Origin of the sequence: Limnohabitans sp. Jir72, assembly GCF_003063575.1 — a bacterium.
Classification (GTDB): Bacteria; Pseudomonadota; Gammaproteobacteria; order Burkholderiales; family Burkholderiaceae_C; genus Limnohabitans_A.
On the sequence record NZ_NESC01000002.1, the window covers coordinates 17,389 to 37,781 of the forward strand.

Annotated in this window: 19 protein-coding genes; 3 read left to right on the forward strand and 16 right to left on the reverse strand. The window is 57.3% G+C overall.

Features of this window, described 5'->3' with window-relative positions; translation table 11 throughout:
* Positions 1–66 precede the first annotated feature (66 nt).
* A complete protein-coding gene (locus tag B9Z52_RS02935; RefSeq protein WP_233251794.1) occupies positions 67–1,155 on the forward strand; it encodes an MBL fold metallo-hydrolase in 1,089 nt (362 codons plus the stop codon).
* Here the strand turns inward: B9Z52_RS02935 and B9Z52_RS02940 are convergent.
* The 8 genes from B9Z52_RS02940 to B9Z52_RS02975 all read right to left on the reverse strand — a co-directional run bounded on the left by B9Z52_RS02940 (position 1,146) and on the right by B9Z52_RS02975 (position 9,839).
* Positions 1,146–2,066, reverse strand: coding sequence for a M48 family metallopeptidase (locus B9Z52_RS02940; RefSeq protein WP_108412381.1), 921 nt, complete (start codon positions 2,064–2,066; stop codon positions 1,146–1,148). The two genes, B9Z52_RS02935 and B9Z52_RS02940, sit on opposite strands and share 10 nt — an antisense overlap.
* 18 nt (positions 2,067–2,084) lie before the next feature.
* Positions 2,085–2,828, reverse strand: a complete 744-nt coding sequence (locus B9Z52_RS02945) for a 1-acyl-sn-glycerol-3-phosphate acyltransferase (protein WP_108412382.1) — start codon at positions 2,826–2,828, stop codon at positions 2,085–2,087.
* A gap of 9 nt (positions 2,829–2,837) precedes the next feature.
* Positions 2,838–3,407, reverse strand: coding sequence for a D-glycero-beta-D-manno-heptose 1,7-bisphosphate 7-phosphatase (gene gmhB / locus B9Z52_RS02950; protein ID WP_108412383.1), 570 nt, complete (start codon positions 3,405–3,407; stop codon positions 2,838–2,840).
* 7 nt (positions 3,408–3,414) lie between these two features.
* Positions 3,415–5,547, reverse strand: coding sequence for a glycine--tRNA ligase subunit beta (glyS, locus tag B9Z52_RS02955; RefSeq protein WP_108412685.1), 2,133 nt, complete (start codon positions 5,545–5,547; stop codon positions 3,415–3,417).
* Positions 5,548–5,558: 11 nt separating this feature from the next.
* Positions 5,559–6,464: a glycine--tRNA ligase subunit alpha gene (gene glyQ / locus B9Z52_RS02960; protein WP_089952531.1), complete on the reverse strand. Its 906-nt coding sequence runs from the start codon at positions 6,462–6,464 to the stop codon at positions 5,559–5,561.
* 133 nt (positions 6,465–6,597) lie between these two features.
* A complete protein-coding gene (lnt, locus tag B9Z52_RS02965) occupies positions 6,598–8,151 on the reverse strand; it encodes an apolipoprotein N-acyltransferase (RefSeq protein ID WP_108412384.1) in 1,554 nt (517 codons plus the stop codon).
* Positions 8,148–9,035, reverse strand: a complete 888-nt coding sequence (locus tag B9Z52_RS02970) for an HlyC/CorC family transporter (protein ID WP_108412385.1) — start codon at positions 9,033–9,035, stop codon at positions 8,148–8,150. Before B9Z52_RS02970 ends, lnt begins: the two co-directional genes overlap by 4 nt.
* 72 nt (positions 9,036–9,107) lie before the next feature.
* A complete protein-coding gene (locus B9Z52_RS02975; RefSeq protein ID WP_108412386.1) occupies positions 9,108–9,839 on the reverse strand; it encodes a GNAT family N-acetyltransferase in 732 nt (243 codons plus the stop codon).
* 161 nt (positions 9,840–10,000) lie between these two features.
* Between B9Z52_RS02975 and B9Z52_RS02980 the strand changes: the two genes are divergently transcribed.
* Both B9Z52_RS02980 and B9Z52_RS02985 read left to right on the forward strand, forming a co-directional pair.
* Positions 10,001–11,686, forward strand: a complete 1,686-nt coding sequence (locus B9Z52_RS02980; RefSeq protein WP_108412686.1) for an AMP-binding protein — start codon at positions 10,001–10,003, stop codon at positions 11,684–11,686.
* 7 nt (positions 11,687–11,693) lie between these two features.
* On the forward strand, positions 11,694–12,617 hold the full coding sequence (locus B9Z52_RS02985) for an MBL fold metallo-hydrolase (RefSeq protein WP_108412387.1): 924 nt from the start codon (positions 11,694–11,696) through the stop codon (positions 12,615–12,617).
* Between the two features lie 281 nt (positions 12,618–12,898).
* Here the strand turns inward: B9Z52_RS02985 and B9Z52_RS02990 are convergent, their stop codons facing one another.
* The 8 genes from B9Z52_RS02990 to B9Z52_RS03035 all read right to left on the reverse strand — a co-directional run bounded on the left by B9Z52_RS02990 (position 12,899) and on the right by B9Z52_RS03035 (position 20,392).
* Positions 12,899–13,534 (reverse strand): SOS response-associated peptidase, encoded by a 636-nt coding sequence (locus B9Z52_RS02990; RefSeq protein ID WP_108412388.1) that lies wholly within the window; start codon positions 13,532–13,534, stop codon positions 12,899–12,901.
* A 13-nt stretch (positions 13,535–13,547) separates the two neighbouring features.
* A complete protein-coding gene (locus tag B9Z52_RS02995) occupies positions 13,548–14,072 on the reverse strand; it encodes a hypothetical protein (protein WP_108412389.1) in 525 nt (174 codons plus the stop codon).
* A gap of 10 nt (positions 14,073–14,082) precedes the next feature.
* A complete protein-coding gene (locus B9Z52_RS03000) occupies positions 14,083–16,941 on the reverse strand; it encodes a UvrD-helicase domain-containing protein (RefSeq protein WP_108412390.1) in 2,859 nt (952 codons plus the stop codon).
* A gap of 117 nt (positions 16,942–17,058) precedes the next feature.
* On the reverse strand, positions 17,059–17,340 hold the full coding sequence (locus B9Z52_RS03005) for an HU family DNA-binding protein (protein ID WP_108412391.1): 282 nt from the start codon (positions 17,338–17,340) through the stop codon (positions 17,059–17,061).
* Positions 17,341–17,402: 62 nt separating this feature from the next.
* Complete coding sequence (locus B9Z52_RS03010) at positions 17,403–17,615, reverse strand: hypothetical protein (RefSeq protein ID WP_108412392.1); 213 nt, start codon at positions 17,613–17,615, stop codon at positions 17,403–17,405.
* 313 nt (positions 17,616–17,928) lie between these two features.
* On the reverse strand, positions 17,929–19,197 hold the full coding sequence (locus B9Z52_RS03020; RefSeq protein ID WP_108412393.1) for a DUF2130 domain-containing protein: 1,269 nt from the start codon (positions 19,195–19,197) through the stop codon (positions 17,929–17,931).
* Between the two features lie 23 nt (positions 19,198–19,220).
* Entirely contained in the window at positions 19,221–19,619 is a 399-nt protein-coding gene (locus B9Z52_RS03025) for a hypothetical protein (protein ID WP_108412394.1), read from the reverse strand.
* A gap of 245 nt (positions 19,620–19,864) precedes the next feature.
* Positions 19,865–20,392, reverse strand: coding sequence for a thermonuclease family protein (locus tag B9Z52_RS03035; RefSeq protein ID WP_108412688.1), 528 nt, complete (start codon positions 20,390–20,392; stop codon positions 19,865–19,867).
* Position 20,393: the final 1 nt, after the last annotated feature.

The following is a 20,393-nucleotide window of genomic DNA, read 5'->3' on the forward strand; positions in this document are numbered from 1 at the left end:
AATGCTTTTGATGCTTGACGTTACGTAACGTCAATTGAGCGAATGCTAACCCAAACGACTGCCCGCATGTCCAATTCCGTACAAGCCAACCTTCTGGACTACCCCCACGCCGACCAACTTCCTGAAACTGGCCGCGTCTTGGAAGTCGCCCCGGGCGTGCTGTGGCTGCGCATGGGCCTGCCTTTTGCGCTGGACCACATCAACCTGTGGCTGCTGCGCGACCGCCTGCCCCACCCCACCCAGACGGGCACCGTGCAAGAAGGCTGGACCGTGGTGGACTGCGGCATCGACAACGAAGCCACACGCGAAGCCTGGCTGAACATCGAAAAAGAACACCTGCAGGGCCTGCCCGTTGTGCGCGTGCTGGTCACCCACATGCACCCCGACCACATGGGCCTGGCGCACTGGCTGTGCGAGCGCTGGAAAGCCCCCTTGTGGATGAGCACCAGCGAATACCAGTCGGCGCTGATGGCCCAATCGGGCGTGTCCAATTTCGGGGGCGAGCCGACCGTGAAGTTCTATGCCGCGCATGGCTGGAACAAAACCGATGACCTGGCCCAGATCAAGGCCCGCGTGGGCTACTACACCAGCATGGTGCCGCAAGTGCCGCAGGCCTATGTGCGCCTGATGGCCGATGACACGGTGACGATTGGCGGTCAAGACTGGCGCTGCATCAGCGGCTTCGGCCACTCGCCCGAACACATGGCCCTGCATTGCGCCGCGCGGGACATCTTGATCAGCGGCGACATGCTGCTGCCCTCGATCTCGACCAATGTGAGCGTGTATGCGCAGGAACCTCAGGGCAATGCTTTGCAGCTGTTCCTGGACTCGTTGACCAAGATGGAGGACCTGCCAGACAGCACCTTGGTGCTGCCCTCACACGGGCGCCCCTTCAAAGGCGCCGCACGGCGCATTGCGCAGCTGCGTGCACACCACGACGAGCGCCTGAGCGAGCTGCTGCAAGCGTGCAGCGCTCAAGCCCTGTCGGCGCACGACGCGCTGCCCGTGCTGTTCAAGCGCGCCTTGAACGTGCACCAGATGACCTTCGCCATGGGCGAGTCGGTGGCGCACCTGCACATGCTGTGGTTGGGCGGGCAATTGCGCCGCGAGCTGAGTGCCGACGGCATCTACCGCTTCAGCTGCACTCAGTCCTGAGGCAGGCCCATGGGCGCTTGCTTGAGGGCTTTGCGGCGCTGCGCGTAATCGGGCATGACCTCGCCCACCGTCTCCCAAAAGCGGGGGCTGTGGTTCATCTCGCGCAAGTGCGCCAACTCGTGCACCACCACATAGTCGATCTGGCTGACCGGCAAATGGATCAAGCGCCAATTCAGTCGGATGTGCCCATCGACGCGTGCGCTGCCCCAGCGGGTGTTGGCGCTCGACAGGCTGAGCTTGCTCCAGCGCACACCCAGCAAGGGCGCGAAGTGCTGCAGGCGCTGCTCAAACAAGGTACGCGCCTGCTTCTTGAGCCAAGCCTCGGCCACCTCACGCACCTGCGTGGCCGAAGCGCCAGGCGGGACGCTGACGGGCAAGCGCTGCACGTCTGCGGTTGCGGCTTGCGGCGTGCCGCGCTCCAACACGCACAGCTGCACCGTGCCGCCTAAAAAGGGCACCTGCGCACCATGCGTCCACTCGATGGCTTGCTGAAACTGCTCGGTCTGGCGCTGTTTGAACTGCTGCAGCTTGGCGACGATCCAGGCGCCTTTTTCTTGCACAGCGGCATCCACCTCGCGCAGCGTGACCCAGCTGGGCGCGCGCACCACCAGCCCCTCAGCACCCACCAAAAAACCGATGCTGCGGCGACGTGAGCGCTCGAACAAAAAAGACACCGTCATGCCGTGCAAGACAGCATGGCGGTTGGCGGCAGGATGGGTGAAGCCCATGACCTCCAACACAGGCACGGCCTGCGGCGTGGGTGCTTGGGCCTCCTGCTCAGGCTGAGGCGCTGCAGCTGCTTTTGGATGCGTTGCGGGCGGCAAGGTGACCGGCGATGGCACCTTGGCACTGGGCATCACCGGATCTCCTCCAGTGAAGAAATCCAGCACAAACTGCAAAGGCGCGCGCATGCTTCGCCCAGCTCCGGCTCAGGACTTGGCCGGGTAGGCCTCGGGGTCGAGCCGGTGCATTTCGGCTTCGATCCAGTTTTCAACTTCGCCCATCAGCTCATCGGCATCACGGCCGACACTGGAGATGGCTTGGCCGATCGAGATGTCCACCACGCCCGGCTTCTTGATGAAGGCCTTGGTGGGCCAGCAACGCGCCGAGGTCACCGCAATCGGGATCACCGGCACACCAGCGGCGATGGCCAAGCGTGCACCGCCTGTTTTGTACTCGCCTTTTTGACCGCGTGGGATGCGCGTGCCTTCAGGGAACATGATGACCCACACGCCTTCTTGCATGAGGCGGCGGCCTTGCTGCACCACCTTGGCAAAGGCGCGTGAGCGCTGCTTGCGGTCGATGTGGATCATGTCCAGACGGCCCATGGCCCAGCCAAAAAATGGCACGCTCAGCAACTCTTTCTTGAACACATAGGCCAGCGGGTGCGGCATGATCGCGGGCATCACAAAAGTCTCCCAGGTCGACTGGTGCTTGACCAGCAGCACGGCGGGATCTTTGGCGCCTTGAGGCAAATTCTCCATGCCGTGGATACGGTTTTGGATGCCCAATATCCAAGTGCCACTGTTCACCGCCAAACGCAGCCAGGCGGCGCAGACCCAATACAAGCGCGTGCTGCTGATGAAGTAAGAAACCCCCACCACAAACAGCGCCCAAGGAATGACCGTGATGGCCATCCAGAACATGTGCAGAACAGCGCGGATGAAATTCATGGGGCAGACTCAGTTGGAAGAAGTTTCACCCAGCAGGTGATCGACAAAGGCGGCCAGATCGGCGTGCACCAGGGTGCCCGCCGGGAATGTTGCGGGCAAGGCCTGGCCCTGAACATCGGGATGGCGACCGGTCAGCACCAAGTGCGGCACGCAGCCGGCCGCGTGCGCCGCCTGCATGTCGCGCAGGCTGTCGCCCACATAGGGCAGGCCCTTGAGGTCAATGCCATAACGCTCCTGAATCTGGTGCAACAAACCCGGTGCAGGTTTGCGGCAGCTGCAGCCTTCGTCGGGCGCATGCGGGCAATAAAAAATCGCATCGATGCGCCCACCGGCTGCGGCCAGGGTCTTGAGCATGTGGGCATGCACGGCGTTCAGGGCGGCCATGTCAAACAGACCGCGACCCAAACCCGATTGGTTGGTGGCCAACACCACATGAAAGCCCGCATGGTTGAGCCGGCTGATCGCCTCGAGCGAGCCGGGCAGCGGATGCCACTCGTCGGGCGACTTGACGAACTCTTCGCTGGCCCGGTTGATGGTGCCGTCCCGGTCGAGGATGACGAGCTTCATGTGGGTGTTCATGGCGCGTTCAAGCGGCCAGACGCGAGAGGTCGGCCACGCGGTTCATGGCCACATGCAGGCTTTTAAGCAGGCCCTGACGGTTCAGGCGCAGGTCCATTTCTTCGGCGTTGACCATCACGTCGTCAAAGAAGGCGTCCACCGGGGCGCGCAGTGCGGCCAGGGTTTGCAGGCTGGCGGTGTAGTCACCGGCCTTGAACTGCGCTTGTGATTCGGGCAACAGTTTTTGCATCACGTCGAACAAGTTCTTCTCGGCCTCTTCCTTCAGCAGCGCGGGGTTGACATGGGCATCCACCTCACCGGCTTTCTTCAGGATGTTGCCGATGCGCTTGTTGGCTGCCGCCAAAGCGGGGCTTTCGGGCAAGGCGGCAAAGGCGCGCACGGCCGACAAGAACTGACTGACCTGACCCAGACGGGCCGGGCGCAGGGCCATGACGGCATCGACCTCTTGCGCGCTGAAGCCCTGCTCGCGCAGGCTGCCAGACAGGCGGTCGTAGATGAAGTCGATCAAAGCGTCTGCACCGCCCGTGATCTTGTCGCCAAACACCGGCGCAGACAGCGCCAGCAATTCGGGCAAGCCCAGAGCGACGTCTTTTTCGATCAGCATGCGGATCACGCCCAAAGCGTGGCGACGCAAGGCAAAGGGGTCTTTGTCGCCCGTGGGCACATTGCCGATGCCGAACATGCCGACCAGGGTTTCCAATTTGTCGGCCAGCGCCACCACCAAGCCCACGTTGTTGCGGGGCAACTCGTCACCGGCAAAGCGGGGCTTGTAGTGGTCTTCAATCGCCTCGGCCACCTCTGGGCTCAAGCCATCGTGGCGGGCGTAGTAGCCGCCCATGATGCCTTGCAGCTCAGGGAACTCGCCCACCATGTCGGTCAGCAAATCGGTCTTGGCCAAGCGTGCGGCCTGCTCGGCTTGCGCCGCCAGCGAGTCGCCGCCGACTTGCTGGCCAATGGCCTTAGCAATGGCACAAACCCGCGCCATGCGCTCGCCTTGTGTGCCCAGCTTGTTGTGGTAGACCACTTTGGACAGGCCTTCGACACGCGAGTCGAGCGTCTTTTTGCGGTCCTGGTCAAAGAAGAATTTGGCATCGGCCAAGCGCGGGCGCACCACGCGCTCGTTGCCGCCAATCACAAACGAAGCATCGTCGGGCGTGATGTTGCTCACGACCAAGAAGCGGTTCGTCAGCTTGCCCGATGCATCGATCAACGGGAAGTATTTCTGGTTGGCCTTCATGGTGAGGATCAGGCACTCTTGCGGTACGCCCAAGAACTCGGTCTCGAACTGGCAGGTCAGTACGTTCGGGCGCTCGACCAGCGCGGTCACTTCGTCCAGCAGCGCGTCATCCTCAATCGGTTGGCAACCACCACCCACCTGGGCAGCCGCCGCTTGCAGCTGGCGCACGATCTCGGCGCGGCGCTCGGCAAAGCTGGCGATGACGGACCCATCGCGCTTGAGCACATCGTCGTATTGGTCAGCGTGCGGCAAGACCACGGGCGAAACCTTGGCCTCAAAGCGGTGGCCTTGGGTGCTGCTGCCAGCCGTCAGACCCAGCGCTTTGACGGGCACCACGGTGCTTCCGTGCAGCGCGATCAAGCTGTGTGCGGGGCGCACAAAGTTCACGCTGCTCCAGCCGGGCAGCTCGCAATCTGTTTCGAGCTGGTACTGCATGACTTTGGGAATCGGCAGCTTGGCCAGCGCTTCTTCCAAAGCTTTTTGCAGCCCGGCTTGCAGCGATGCGCCTTTCAGCAGGCTGTCATAAAACAAGGCTTCTGCCTTGCCGTCCGGTGCCCGCTTGAGCGCCGCCACGGCAGCCACCGGGTCGCTCACGTCAGCGCCCAAGGCTTGCAGTTTTTTCAGCAAGGCGGGGGTGGCGTTGCCAGCCGCATCCAGGCCTACGGCCACGGGCATCAGCTTTTGCTGCACGGCCTTGTCGGCGGCTTGTGCGGCCACGCCCGTCACATGCGCGGCCAGGCGGCGGGGCGAGGCAAAGGCCGTCACAGCAGCGTCGGCAGCGGCCAGGCCTTGGGCCTTGAGTTGTTCGGCCAGCACGCCCGAAAACGCCGCGCCCAACTTGTTGAGCGCCTTGGGCGGCAGCTCTTCCACAAACAGTTCAACCAGCAGATTTTGTGTTGTCATGTCGTTCTTCCTCACGCGGCTTTCTTGGGCATTTGTGCAACCCATTCACGCGGGGCCATCGGGAAGTCCAGACGTTCGCGGCTTTCGTAATAACTCTGGGCCACACTGCGGGCCAGGTTGCGGATGCGGCCGATGTAGGCGGCGCGCTCGGTCACGCTGATCGCGCCGCGCGCGTCCAGCAGGTTGAAGGTGTGTGCGGCCTTGAGCACTTGCTCGTACGCAGGCAGCGCCAGCTGTGCGCCCATGAGGTGCTGGGCTTGCTTTTCGTGCGCACCAAAGGCGGTGAACAAGAACTCGGCATCGCTGTGCTCGAAGTTGTAGGTCGATTGCTCAACTTCGTTTTGCTTGTACACATCGCCGTAGGTCAAACCATCGGTCCATTGCAAGTTGTAGACGTTGTCCACGCCCTGCAAATACATGGCCAGGCGCTCCAGGCCGTAGGTGATCTCGCCGGTGATCGGCTTGCAGTCAATGCCGCCGACTTGCTGGAAGTAGGTGAACTGCGTGACTTCCATGCCGTTGAGCCAGACTTCCCAGCCCAGGCCCCAAGCGCCGAGCGTGGGGTTTTCCCAGTCGTCTTCCACAAAGCGGATGTCGTTCTTTTTCAGGTCAAAGCCCAGCGCTTCGAGGGAGCCCAAATACAGCTCCAGGATGTTGCTGGGGGCTGGCTTCAAGACCACCTGGAATTGGTAGTAGTGCTGCAGGCGGTTGGGGTTCTCGCCATAGCGGCCGTCTTTGGGGCGGCGGCTGGGCTGCACGTAGGCGGCTTTCCACGGCTCGGGGCCGATGGCGCGCAAGAACGTGGCGGTGTGGCTGGTGCCCGCGCCGACTTCCATGTCGTAGGGCTGGAGCAAGGCGCAGCCCTGGGCGTCCCAGTACTGCTGCAATTTCAAAATGATTTGCTGGAAGGTCAACATGGCCTGAGCGGAGCCAGCAGCGAGCTGGCCAAGGTTGGATGGGCGCAAGCTTTGCGCAAACCCTTGATTTTACGGTCTTTGGGGGTGAAAAAGTCCTGTTTTCAGCCTTTGATGCCCGCCGCGGCAGGTCCTGTCAGCGTGCGCGCCTGCGCCAGGCAATCAGGGCCAGCACCGCCCCACACAGCAGCCAAAGCGGCCCCAGCCCCCAAGCCGCCGCCCAACGGGCATAGGGCGTCAGGCCTGTGCGGCCTTCGTAGGTGCCGACCAGCGTGCCCCGGGTAAAGCGCGGCAGTTGCTGCGTGACGCGCCCTTGGTGGTCGATGATGGCCGTGGCCCCGGTGTTGGTGGCCCGCAGCATGGGGCGGCCCAGCTCCATGGCCCGCATGCGCGAGATGTTCAGGTGCTGGTCCACCGCGATGGTGTTGCCAAACCAGGCGATGTTGCTCACATTGACCAAGGCTGTCGGCGCTTGCGCTGCGTCCTTGAACTGCGCGGCCAGTTCTTCGCCAAACAGGTCCTCGTAGCAAATGTTGGGCGACAGGCGCTGCCCCTGCCAGGCGATGGACGGCTGGTCCAGACGGCCGCGGCTGAAGTCCCCCAGAGGGATCTGCATCTGGCGCACAAACCAAGCAAAACCGGGCGGAATGAATTCACCAAAGGGCACCAAGTGGTGCTTGTCGTAGCGGTAGTCGGCCTGGCCCTGCGGCCCCATGGCCACCACCGCGTTGGCATAGCCCTCAGACAGCGAGCCCAAAGGCACGCCGATCAAGGCCAGCGGGCGACCGGGCTGCGCAAAATGCTGCTGTAAGCCCGACCAATAGCCCTCGGGCAAATGCCGGGGCAACAAAGGGATCGCGGTTTCGGGGGCGACCACCAGCGCTTGTTGGCTGGCGCGCAGGCGTTCGTCATACCACTGCAGGGCATCGCGGATGCCGCTGCGCACATCGAACTTCTCGCTCTGCAAAATGTTCGCTTGCAACAACTCCACCTGCCCGACACCCGCCGAGGTGGTGAACGCCGGTGACCAAGCCTGAACCGCCCAAGACAGCAAGCCCACCAGGGCCAAAGGCTTGATCGCGGCCAGACGCCAGCCGCTCAGCGCGAGACGCATGGCCAAGAACGCCGCCACAAAACCCAAACCGTACACCCCCACCCAGGGGGCCCAGACCGCCAGCACGCCATCGACATGCGCATAGCCACCCGCGCCCCAAGGAAAACCGGTGAACCACTGCCCGCGCATGAGCTCGGCCAAGGTCCACAGCGCAGCAAACAACAAGCTGCCGAGGCCAGGCTGCGAACGCGGCGACACCCGGCGGCTCAAGGCCACCCAACCCACAGACGCCAGGACATAAAACAAAGACACGGCCGATGCCAGCAACAAGACGGCCAGGGCCGCCAGCGGCGCAGGCAAGCCGCCCACGTCGTGCATGGACACGTACAACCACCAAAAGCTGCCCGCCAACCAAGCCGTCGCAAAGACACCCCCAAACCAGGCCGCACGGCGCAGTACGACGGACAACGCGTCTTGGCTTTGGGCGATGCGCACCAGCCCCGCTGCGAACACAGACAAGCTCAGGACTTGCAACCAGCCTTGCGCTTGGCCACTGCCAGGCATGGCGATCGAGGCGGCTTGGGCCAGGCCCGCCAGTGCAGGCCACAGGGTGGGCCGGCCGCGCCAGGGTTTCATGCAGGCGTCACCGGCTCAAGCGCCACCGGCGAAACCTTGAACCAGCGCACCGCGCCCGCACGGGTGTGCAGCACCACAAACTGCAAGCCGGCCAGCACATGCTTTTCGCCACGGCGGGGCACATGGCCCATCTCGTGCGCGATCAAGCCGCCGATGGTGTCGAAGTCCGGGCCCTCGGTGTCTTCGCGGGCTTCCTGCAGGTTCACGCCAAAGGCTTCGCTCACCCGCTCCAGCGAGGTGTCACCGCTCACACGGAAGCTGCGGTCGGGCAGGCCAAAAATATCGCCGTCGTCATCGGCAATATCAAACTCGTCTTCGATTTCACCCACGATCTGTTCGAGCACGTCTTCGATGGTGATGAGCCCGGCCGTGCGACCGAACTCGTCGATCACGATGGCCAGATGGTTGCGGTTGTCACGGAACTGGCGCAGCAAGTCGTTCAGGCCTTTGCTCTCGGGCACAAACACCGCTGGGCGCAACAATGCACGGATGTTCAGTTCAGGGGCACGTTGGAGTTTGAGCAGGTCCTTGGCGAGCAAGATGCCAAGGATGTTTTCCTTCTCTCCTTCAAAGACCGGGAAGCGCGAGTGCGCGGTTTCGATAACCTGGTGCAACAACTGGTCGAAGGGGTCTTCGATGTTCAACAAATCCATGCGGGGGGCGGCCACCATCACATCGCCGGCCGTCATGTCGGCCATGCGGATCACACCTTCGAGCATCAGGCGGCTCTCAGCGTTGATGATGTGGTTGTCCTCGGCCTCGGCCAGGGTCTCGATCAACTCGTCCGCAGAGTCGGGGCCGGGGTGGATGAATTCGGCCAGCTTTTGCAGAAAACTGCGCTTGTCTTCGCGCTCGGCAGGGCGCGCAGGGTGAGGGTCTGACACAGTCAAGGAATGCAGGACATGCTGTTATTGCGAAGCCACTAGGATAGCGGATTCATATGACAGAACCTGAACTCAGGGTTTGTCGTGGGGGTGGCGCGCATCGCGCACGCCCTGGCGGATCTCTTGCAGCGTGCCCAGCCATTGGCGAAATTGGTGGGCCTGCATTTTGAGCTGGTAATCGATCTCGGCCATCTGGTCTTGAAACAGGCCGCTGACCTGGCTGTCCAGTGTGGCGGCGGGCACGGTGAGGTAGGCCTCGCTTTCGCTGCCATCGCGCTCTACGCGGGCACCGGCGTGGCGGGCGATTTTGAGCATGGCCACGTTCTCACTGAGCGCGTGCACAAACAGCATGCTCACACCCTCGTTGCGGGCATGCATCACCGCATGCCGAAACAGCTTGGCGCCCAGGCCCTTGCCGCGCTGGCGGGTGTCCACCGACACGCCGAACTCGGCGCAAGTCGCCCATTGCGGGTCCACCGAATAGGCCAAGTGGGCCATGGCCACCAACTCGAGCCGCCGGTTGAAGACCCCAAAGATTTCGTCGCGCACGAAATTCAGGCCCGACACGTAGCGCTCGATTTGCTCATCGGTGGCGGGATAACCGAAGCGCAAATAGCGGTCTTGCGGTGTCAAACCCTGCAAATGCTTGAGGATGCGGGGTTTGTGCCGCGCCGCCAGCGAACGGATCGGGATCCAGCGTGATCCGGGCTTTTCACCCGGCGCAGGCTGCAGATCAACGGCAGACAGCAGTCGGCGCCACAGCTGACGCCAGAATCCGGGCCGGGGGGGTGAAACAGGTGTCATGGTGTTGCCTAGGGTATTCCCTGATTTTGCGCCCAAATCGATGGCCCTGCCAAAACCGGCTATTTGTCGCGTGAGGGACCTTTTCCACTCTCACCGAGGGCTTGCCCGGTCACACCCGCAGCTGGAGCTGGCGACAATGAGTGCAAAGAGGAGCAATGCACATGGAACGTATTTGGCAAAAGAACTACCCCGCAGGCGTGGCCCATGAAGTGGACCCCGGCCAGTACAACAGCCTGACGGATTTGCTGGAGAGGGCATTTCGCGAGCACGGCGACAGTCCGTTCTCGGTTTGCATGAACCGCTGGATGAGCTACAAGGAGCTCAACCAGCTGTCCACCGCGCTGGGCGCCTGGCTGCAAAGCAAAGGCCTGCCCCCCGGCAGCCGCGTGGCGATCATGCTGCCCAACCTGCCCCAGTTTGCCGTCACGATGGCCGCTGTTTTGCGTGCGGGCTACACCTGTGTGAACGTCAACCCGCTGTACACCGCGCGTGAACTGGAGCACCAGCTCAAGGACTCGGGCGCCACTGCCATTGTGGTGCTGGAAAACTTCGCGGCCACCTTGCAGGAAGTGCTGGACAACACGGCCATCCAGCACGTGGTGGTGGCCTCCATTGGCGATCTGCTGGGCTCCTGGTATGGCCGCTGGATGACGTTTGCCGTGCGCCATCTGGCCAAACTCGTGCCCGAGTACGAGCTGTCCCTGGAAGGCGGGCGCACGGTGACCCCGTTCAAGAAAGCCATCGCGCAAGGCCGAAACATGACCCTGAAGGCCGTGCAACAGTCGCTGGACGACATCGCCTTTTTGCAGTACACCGGCGGCACCACGGGCCTGAGCAAAGGTGCCGTGCTAACCCACCGCAACGTGGTGGCCGCCATGCTGCAGGCCGAAGCCTGGTTCTCACCGGCCCTGGCCGACATCGGCGACCTGCGCAAAGTCAACAGCATTGCCGCGCTGCCGCTGTACCACATCTATGCCTTGACGCTGTGTCTGCTGGCGATTCGCCAGGGCTCCCACATCACCCTGGTGCCTAACCCGCGTGACTTCGGCAAGTTCATCGAGGTGCTCAAGCAGCGCCCCTTCCACATGCTGCCGGGCGTGAACACCTTGTTCAACGCGCTGATGCAGCACCCGATGTTCAAGACCATCAATTTCTCCTCGCTCAAGCTGACGCAAGCGGGCGGCATGGCCGCATCGGCCGGCACAGCCCACCACTGGCAAGCGGCCACGGGCAGCGCCATGATCGAAGGCTGGGGCATGAGCGAGACCTGCGCCATCGGCACCAACAACCCGGTCACGCAAAAAACCTTCAGCGGCAACATTGGCCTGCCTCTGCCCAGCATTGACATCGCCATCAAGGACGACGCGGGCAACAGCCTGCCCGTGGGCAGCTCGGGCGAGATTTGCATCCGCGGCCCCAACGTGATGGTGGGCTACTACAACCAGCCCGAAGAGAACGCCAAGACCTTCACCGCCGATGGCTTCATGCGCACGGGCGACATTGGCGTCATGGACGAAGGCGGCTACACCCGCATCGTGGACCGCAAGAAAGACATGATCATCGTCAGCGGCTTCAACGTCTTCCCCAACGAGCTGGAAAACGTGATCTCCACCTGCCCCGGCGTGGTTGAGTGCGCGGCCGTGGGCATTGCGGACGAAATGCAAGGCGAGGCCATCAAGGTGTTTGTGGTGCGCAACGACCCGCTGCTGACCGAGGAGGCCGTGGCACGTTTCTGTCACGACAACCTGACCGGTTACAAGCGCCCCAAATACATCGAGTTCCGCGACGAACTGCCCAAGACCAACGTGGGCAAGATCTTGCGCCGCGAACTGCGCAGCAACAAGTAAAGTCCGCATGCCGATACGTCCCGCACTGCCCCCTGGCGTCACCGTGCTTGAGCGCGGCTGGCTGTCGGCCAACAACATCTTGTTGTGCGACCAGGACCGTGCCACCTTGGTGGACAGCGGTTATGTCACGCACCAAGCGCAGACCCTGGCCCTGCTGGGCCATGCCCTGCAAGGCCGCACGCTGGACCTGCTGGTCAACACCCACTTGCACAGCGACCATTGCGGCGGCAACCAGGCCCTGCAAGCGCATTACCCGGCGCTGCAAACCTGGATCCCGCCAGGCCTGGCAGCTGCCGTGCAGGGCTGGCAGGAAGACGCCCTGAGCTACAAGCCCACAGGGCAAAACTGCCCGCCCTTTCACTTCAATGGCTTGCTGCAACCGGGCAGCACCCACCGCTGGGGCGACATGGACTGGCAGGTGCACGCAGCACCCGGGCATGACCCGCACTCGGTCATCTTGTTTGCCCCCGAGCACCGCCTGCTGATGTCGGCCGATGCGCTGTGGCAAAACGGTTTTGGCGTGGTGTTTCCCGAGCTGGTGGGCGTGGATGCGTTTGATGAAGTGGCCCAAACCCTGGACCTGATCGAGCGACTGGACCCGGCCACCATCATCCCGGGGCATGGCGCGGTCTTCACCGAAGTCGCGCCCGCCCTGGCCCTGGCACGCAGCAAACTCGAAGGCTTCGCGAAAAACCCCGAAAAACACGCGCGCTACGGCACCAAGGTTTTGCTCAAATTCAAACTCCTGGAATGGGGCCAGATCTCTCGGACTGACTTCGACGCCTGGGCCGAACAAGTGCCCTACCTGAACGATCTGCACGCGCGCTTTGGTCTGGGCCACGATCACAAAACTTGGCTGGACATGATGCTGGCCGAGCTGCAACGCAGCGGGGCCATGCAGGTGAAAGAAGGCGTGTTGATCGACGCTTGAGCCCCGACAAAGCCGGGCCAAAGAAAAAGCCGCTGTTTCTTGCGAAACAGCGGCTTTTTGTTTGGTGGTGGAATCTGGACGTTCAAATGAAACGCTCTCAGAAAACATAACGGCCCCTGTCACTTCGTGACGGGGTTTGTCGGGCCGTGTCGGGCTTCTGAAACCCGCCAACTCCCGCCACCCCAAGGCGCTAAAAATAACGCCACAGTGGCCGTTTTGTGCCCTTTAGGGCCCAGACAGATTGGATTCTATCTGAAATCCTTCAGGCTTGGCGAAACCCATCAGTTTTTTGGCGCTGGCACTGCCGACAAATTGGCCATGTGTGACCAGGTCATCAACTCGGCTGCTCTTGCTTGATCAGCACTGAGCCACTCTTCGAAGAGCTTTGGCCGGATGATCACCGGGGTGCGTTTTTCATCTCCGGGTTTGTGAAACTGCCGCATGATGGGATGCTGATCTGCATTGACTGTGAGCATTGAGAACGAGACCACTCGCTCACCCGTTGCCAGGTCTGTCCAACGATCCCACAAGCTGGCGATAGCAAACGGCTCTCGTGAAGCTAGTTCGATTCTGAACCGCACAGCTTTCCCAGACTCATAGGACGGCTCGAAAAAATTGTCGACCAGCACCAGTCCGAACTGACGCTGCCTCCATGCGCCACGGTAGCTAGGTTTTTCCGCTGCCGTCTCACTTCGGGCGTTGTAGGTGTGGCGGCTGATCTTGTCATCTTTAGCCCATGAAGGGATCAATCCAAACTTGGCCAAGCCGCATGCCACCCGACCTGTCTGATGACTTTTCACGATGATCGGCGCGTCGAACCCTGGGTACGACTCACCTGGGTAACCAGATGGCAAGTCAACGCCCAGCGAAGATTTCACCCACTGGGTGTTCTTTGTTGGCGTGAAGTTGGTACACACACGAGCAGTTTAGCTAACTGAATGTGAACCCTCTTGATTGAGCGAAAAGCACAAACAACTCCAGCCCTGCGTTAGGTGAAATTTGCTCGAAATACCGAACACTTGCACCGTAGTTGCTTGGGACTTCCCAAACTGGATGATCGTATAGATAGCCTGTTCCCCACTTAGAAAGCACTCGCTCCCCCTTCAGAGTAGTGCCAACGTGCCTGAACGAGTCATCTTGAAAATAGATCACAAGGTCACCAGTGAGAAACGTGCCTTTTGGCCGCTCCAGAAGAAGTTCATGGCTCAACAGAAAATTTATGAAATCGGCCCCTGCAAATGTTCGACCCAATCCGAAACCAGCGACAGATAGATACGTTGGATCTTGCACTAATCCGAATGAGTGAACTACACATGTGTAGCTCTCAATCGGATATTGACTTTCAATAATTTTGATTCCATGCCCTGTAATTAAGCTTAACTCCTGAATCAGCAAGGGGTGCTGGGTCACAGGCAATGTGTCTGTAATGCGTTGCAGATCTTGGCGAAGTGTCATACCAGTCTTGTTACCGAATGTTGCGCGTATAGCTGCACTGCCCGGAAGAGTAATTTGTGCAACCTAGGAACGCGCCGTATTTTCCATCGCGTCTAACGAGCATCCCATCCTCACACTCAGGGCATGCCTCGTACTCTTTGTTGCATCTCGGGTTGTCGCAACAAATATGCACCCCATAGCGAACGAGGAAGCCTCTTCCGCAAGCAATGCAGGGGCGGCTGGTTGCCTCGCAGATTGGGTAATTCGAACAACCGAAAAATAGGCCATGCTGGCTATTACGCTCAGCCATCGGCGCCTGACAAGCAGTGCAACGTCGATTGATGGCCCGTCCGAGATAGCTCTTGTCAACATCAGGATCTTTGATGAGCTCATTGAAGAATGTCGACTCAGCGCTGGGATCTCCGACAACATACACAGCGTGCTTGGTTCGCGTTAAAGCCACATAAAGCAATCGACGCTCTTCGGCATGCTCAAAATGCTCTCGAGCTGATAGCACCAGATCCAACAGAGGATCATCGGCGATTTCGCTCGGGAACGAGTACCGTCCGCTCTTAACTCCGACCAGAATGGCATAGTCTGCTTCAGCCCCCTTGGCCGCATGCACACTGCTAAAAGTCAAAGTCAAATCTGGCCGTTGTGCTTTCAGTTCAGCAATACCCAGTTGATCCCTATAGAAGTTATATCGAGCCAATATTAGGACGCTCGTTTTTCCGGAGCTTGCTACAGGAATATGCTGCGCAATTGACTCAAGTAGTGACCCGCTCTCCTTTTGAGGATGCCAGAGGATCACGGATTTCGAGTTGTCACGCACTTTCGCAATGACCTTCTTTTTGATCTGAGCTTCATTCTTCAGGACAAATCGTGAAGCCACAGACTCGACCATCTGATCGAAGCGGAATGTCTCAGGAAGCATTCGGACTTCATGTCTCCCGAAATGATCTTCGAAGGACGTCATGACGCTGATGTCACTTCCTGAAAACCGATAGATCGACTGCCAGTCATCGCCCACGGCGACTAATTTTGCGTGGTCGGTTGATCTGATTAGTGACTTGATGAACTGCGCTCTGCCGATTGAAATATCCTGAAACTCATCAATCAAAACGTACTTAATGTCTTTGAGCTCATGTCCGCCATCTAGCGCTTGCTCCGCAAGACGAATCATGTCGTTGAAATCGATCAGGGAGGAAGAGGCGAGGTGCTCTTGATATCGCTGATACACCTTCCCAAATATTTCAATAAATTTTCTAGCACGAGCCGCATCAGAATCATTCTGAGGGAGTCGATTGGATAGATCACCAAGACTCAGAAGTGAACCTTTGAAGAGATTCAGAAAGGTACCAAGCAAAATCCCAAGCTCAGAGATGTATCCAGAAGAATTGAGCTTATCCAGCAGTTGGTCCTTCGGCAGAGGCGAAAAGATCACACCCTGCTGCTCAAGATTCCTTCGGAGGTTGCCTGTCAGTGTGCCACTTCGTTTCTCACGACTGAATGTCTGAACAAGCTTTGTCTTGTATTGCTGATGGGTAAGAATTTTCCAATCTCGAGACTCTAGGTAATCCTTTTCATTGATGAATGGCGGAGTGTTTCCGTTGATATCAATTGCGAAATGCTCTATGTAGATTCCGTAGTCAGGCAGGTAGAAGTCGGGCTTGTATTGACGCCTTTTAATGCTGGCGACAGGGTGTTCGTAGTCTTGCTCGTAAAGGTAATTCACCCCATTTGCATAAAAGAAGTTGGCCAGCTCAAGCTCTTCAAGACTTTTGACCGTCTCCCCATTCAAAGTAATCAGCCCGACTGAGCGAACGTAGGCGATGTAATCACCCATGCTCTTGAAGTCGAATTGATCGCGATATGGCTTTGCATAACTGACGAAAAATTCAGCCAGCTCAGCGTAGTTGTCTTCGTAGATCTGTTTGATCAACCCGTCGAGATACTCTCCAAGCTTTTCTCGACTCTCCGCTAACTCTGTGAGGCTAGGTTTTTGGCCTTGCGCTTCAGCAAGTATCTTCAAACCAAGAGCATGGAATGTATTTATGTTGATGCCAGGATACGGTGAGGCGAGGGATTTCTCCAGATCTTGTTGTACGTTCTTGTTGAAAGAAATCACTAAGATTTGATGAGGGGAAGCCATCCCCTTGTGAACAAGGTAGGCAACCTTGGACTTGATGGTCGTTGTTTTACCCGAGCCAGCTGCAGCGACAACCAACTCTGCATCTTCATTAACGATGACTGCTTTTCTTTGCTCTAACGTGAGCGGATTTGAGAGCACGCTATCAAAGAAGCTCTGGTAACGCCTTAGCTCTTGCCCCTCGAATTCCAGATTGCATTTAGAACGAAAACCCGTCCGATTTGCCTTCACCTCGTTCATGTACCGAATGTGATTGGCTAGCTCCAACTTAAACATTGGCAAGTCAGATACATCCGTGCTCCAAAGATACGTGAGTCGATCCTCATGCTCTTGCAAGATATCGTCGATCTCACGATATGTCACCCATCGCTCACCTCTCGTAGCACTCAAATACCAATTGGTGCAACCTTCAATCCATTCGGCATTTGTAGCATTGCGATCATCAAAATTCTTGGCCTCGGCACTGCGCGCCTTCAATATCTGCGCAATTTTTTCTTGGGTTCCATTCGTAACCCATCCAAAGACTTCTTGAGAGCCGTTTGCCAGCTTGAAGTTGATTCTTGACCAAATGAATTGACGTTCAACCTCAAGACCGTCTAAGTCCGAATACGAAACTTGCACGCTCCCATCAGCAGACTTGAGAGTTAAAAAATATGGGCTAAATCGCAAGAACCTTTGCCCAGCATCACTGGAGAAAATCCGGTGAAAAAAAGAGGGCCGAAATTCGGTAAGTAAGGTCATTTTGTAATCATCGCCTATTTCGAGCAGACCTCAAACAGGATGGTGGCGGCGAAGCTCGCCAAGCCAAGCCCAGAAGAAGAACGGCCCCGAAGGGCCGAAGTCTGGACAAGAGCTAGCTCACTTTTTCTTATTCACAGCGGCTTTGAACCCAGCACCAGCTGTAAATTTCGGCACAGTTGCTGCCGCGATCTTGAGCTTCTCTCCAGTGCGAGGATTTTGACCAGTACGGGCTGCACGCTTGGATGCCTTGAAAGTACCAAAGCCGATCAACTGGACGTCTTCCTTCTTTGCCACAGTCTTAACAATCGTGGACAGGACGGCTTCCAGAGCGCGGCCAGCTGCAGCTTTTGATAGATCGGTATTCTTCGCGATCGCTTCGATCAATTCACTCTTATTCACTCAAATCTCCTTAATTTTGGGGAAACAGATTTTGGCAGAATCGAAATAACTTTTGAAGAGAGTCAGTAGTCGTCTTTAATCTCTGCAACATCGACGATGACCACTCCTTCAGATTCTTCACCCACTGGAACTTCGTCGAGTAAGTCCCAATCGTCTCGATCATATTCCCCCTCCTCTACACAATAGATCGCATCATCAGCCGTGTCAGCACGGACACGCAACCATTCATGTATGCGGACAACCCGAGTTCTTTGAATGACGTAGGTGTTTGCCATTTTTTCTCCAGTTACGCAACAATCTCGAATGGCCAGCCATAGTAGCTGTAGAGAAATTCGCCGTCTCCCAATCGGTCTGTAAGCTTTGCTTTTATTCGAAATCTCGTACCAACGGGGTAATCTGTCACCAACTTCTTTGAGCATTCAACATGAAGAGTTGAGTGAAATTTCTCTCCAGGAATGGGTCTGACATGAATATCGCCGTGTAACCCAGATCCAGATCTTCGATAGCTTTCGACAACAACCCAAAAATATGCCCCATCAACTTTTGCCATTGCTTCCTCCAACATAAATCTTGCTGCCGCGAGATCTATTACTTCTTCAACTCCGCAAATTTTTCAGCCATCGTTGGATTGCCTTTTGTCAGCTTCTTGATAGTCACATCTTGAGCCTTGTCGTTAGCTAGCCTCAGGTTCCGATCTGTGCTCAGCAACGCTTCTTTAGTTTTCTGCAAATGATCAATCGATTTGTCGATCTCTTCAACCGCCATTTGGAAGCGCCTTGAGGCCAAGTCGTAATTCTTGGCAAATGCATTCTTAAAAGTGTCCAGCTCGTTTTCAAAATTTGTGATGTCAATGCTTTGCGCCTTGACGAGTGCTAACTCACTCTTGTATTTGAGTGAATTCATTGCTGCATTTCTCAACAGGGTGATGATCGGAATGAAGAATTGCGGTCTTACAACGTACATCTTGGGAAAACGATGGAACACATCAACTATCCCTGTGTTGTAGAGCTCACTATCAGGCTCTAGCAGCGAAACCAGGACGGCATACTCACACCCTTTTTCATTCCTGTCCTTGTCAAGCTCTGCAAGGAAATCTTCATTTTTCTTCTTGGTGGCTGTCCCATCATTCTCATTTTTCATCTCAAACATGATCGAGACAATTTCCGTCTCTGACTCGTCTGAGTCACGAAAGATGTAGTCGCCCTTACTGCCACTTCGGGCATCGTTGTCTTTTTCAAAGTAGGCCCTTGGAAATGCAGTCGAACGAATTCGATTGAATTCGGTTTCGCAATGTTGCTCAAGGGTTTCGCCCACCATCTTCGTGGATAACTTAGCTTTCATATCTCTCAACCGCTCAATCGCATCATCACGATCTTTGATCTGCGTTTCATACTTATCTGCGAGCGATCTTTCTGAGATCGCCTTCTCAAGCTCTGCGCGGGCAAGATTGTTTTTGAGTTCGTCACGCTCTTTTTGGACACTGCTGACAGCTTCCGTGATTGCAAGCTTATTCGCAATCTCATTGGCCTCGACTTTGGCCTTTAGTGCATCTCTCTCTTTTTCAACTGAGCTGAGTGCTTCAGTCACAGCAAGCCGAAGAGCAGACTCGCTGCTCTCGAGCTTCGACTTGAGGCTCTGAATCTCAGCATCTTTGCCCGCCACATCTTTTTGGAATTCACTTGATGCCTTAGCCTGAGCAAGCTCAAGGGCGATCTTCTTTTCCTTCTCCGCCAGCTCAAGACGTTCGTTCAACTGCTTTTCGAACTCTCGATCGTGGACTTGTTTCAGAATGTCGGCATAGCCTGATTCGTCAATCTTGAAAGCCTTTGAACAGTGCGGGCAAATGATTTCGTTCATCGCTGTTTTCCTAATTTAGATGCTCAGCGCCACTCAGGGACTGCAGGCCACTCAATCTCATGCCCCAGATCCTCAAGGGCTTCGATCGTTAGGTTTTCATCTCCCATATCGACCTGAATTGACTCCCATCTCCCACCCGCCCCAGTATGGGTTGGGTCAACGAGTTCACTACCGAACATGCGTTGCCCTTCGTATAAAAGCTCATCCCCCAAATACACCTTGAAAGTCTGAGTCACGACAGGACACTCTTCATACTCAGGCGAAACACTTTCCTCCCATTCGAGTTCGTCAGTTACCTCTACTCTGATCGGCCTGCCTGAGGCTGTGAATATGTCTTTGCATGCCTGAATTTCGGCGTCATCCATGCTGTCGTGAGCCGCTACTAGTCGCTCAAATACCTCTAGGAAATTGATCTTGGTCATTCTTCACCTCTGAAATTGTTCACAGCGAACCGCCGTGTACGCTTGACGTGTAATTGGGATTTCGTTTTGCCCAGGATCGTTGATATCGAAACGTGAGAACAATATCTGACCGTTCTCAAATACACGCTTCAGATAGACCCACTCACCATCGGACGACCACTTGCAATACTCCTCGCTAGGGAAGTCGTACATATTGTCATGATCTATCGTCTGCACTTTGGAGACGTTGTTCTTTGATGACTTTCTCATCTGGCCACTCCATCTTTGGTCCGTCCATGCCCATTTGCCGAAACTCGTCTCCACATCCATGGAGGAGTTGGGTGGTCCTCTGCCCAAAGTCCTTCATGAGCTGATCGCGCAGCTTGCTCGGCTTGCGAATATTTGAGGCGATCTTCAACCATTTGCTCACTGGCGTACTGCTTGTAATGCCAAGCCATCCCTCTAACAATTTGCTCAAGACAGGCATCGGTACTGTCACTCAGAAGCACTTTGCCGACGACACGGTCATACCGATCCCGCTTGTTCCACTGGACTTCAACGCGGCGTTGAAATACGAGCTCAGAGAGTGACTGCTTCGCTCGCTGACCAAATGGTTGCGCTTTTTCAGGCGCATCAATGCCCATCAGCCGAATAACGAACAATTTCTTGGAGTCATCTAGCACCTTGATCGTATCTCCGTCACTCACAGCGACCACCTGACCCACAATTGTTTCCGCGTGCAGCAGAGATGCACATAAACAAATGATGGTGATGGCTATTTTTAAGTACCGCATC

Bases quoted from the DNA above. Each gene is read 5' to 3' on its own strand.
- B9Z52_RS02935 (WP_233251794.1), top strand. From the start codon at position 67: ATGTCCAATTCCGTACAAGCCAACCTTCTGGACTACCCCCACGCCGAC.
- B9Z52_RS02940 (WP_108412381.1), bottom strand. From the start codon at position 2,066: ATGCGCGCGCCTTTGCAGTTTGTGCTGGATTTCTTCACTGGAGGAGAT.
- B9Z52_RS02945 (WP_108412382.1), bottom strand. From the start codon at position 2,828: ATGAATTTCATCCGCGCTGTTCTGCACATGTTCTGGATGGCCATCACG.
- gmhB (WP_108412383.1), bottom strand. From the start codon at position 3,407: ATGAACACCCACATGAAGCTCGTCATCCTCGACCGGGACGGCACCATC.
- glyS (WP_108412685.1), bottom strand. From the start codon at position 5,547: ATGACAACACAAAATCTGCTGGTTGAACTGTTTGTGGAAGAGCTGCCG.
- glyQ (WP_089952531.1), bottom strand. From the start codon at position 6,464: ATGTTGACCTTCCAGCAAATCATTTTGAAATTGCAGCAGTACTGGGAC.
- lnt (WP_108412384.1), bottom strand. From the start codon at position 8,151: ATGAAACCCTGGCGCGGCCGGCCCACCCTGTGGCCTGCACTGGCGGGC.
- B9Z52_RS02975 (WP_108412386.1), bottom strand. From the start codon at position 9,839: ATGACACCTGTTTCACCCCCCCGGCCCGGATTCTGGCGTCAGCTGTGG.
- B9Z52_RS02980 (WP_108412686.1), top strand. From the start codon at position 10,001: ATGGAACGTATTTGGCAAAAGAACTACCCCGCAGGCGTGGCCCATGAA.
- B9Z52_RS02985 (WP_108412387.1), top strand. From the start codon at position 11,694: ATGCCGATACGTCCCGCACTGCCCCCTGGCGTCACCGTGCTTGAGCGC.
- B9Z52_RS02995 (WP_108412389.1), bottom strand. From the start codon at position 14,072: ATGACACTTCGCCAAGATCTGCAACGCATTACAGACACATTGCCTGTG.
- B9Z52_RS03000 (WP_108412390.1), bottom strand. From the start codon at position 16,941: ATGACCTTACTTACCGAATTTCGGCCCTCTTTTTTTCACCGGATTTTC.
- B9Z52_RS03010 (WP_108412392.1), bottom strand. From the start codon at position 17,615: ATGGCAAACACCTACGTCATTCAAAGAACTCGGGTTGTCCGCATACAT.
- B9Z52_RS03020 (WP_108412393.1), bottom strand. From the start codon at position 19,197: ATGAACGAAATCATTTGCCCGCACTGTTCAAAGGCTTTCAAGATTGAC.
- B9Z52_RS03025 (WP_108412394.1), bottom strand. From the start codon at position 19,619: ATGACCAAGATCAATTTCCTAGAGGTATTTGAGCGACTAGTAGCGGCT.
- B9Z52_RS03035 (WP_108412688.1), bottom strand. From the start codon at position 20,392: ATGCGGTACTTAAAAATAGCCATCACCATCATTTGTTTATGTGCATCT.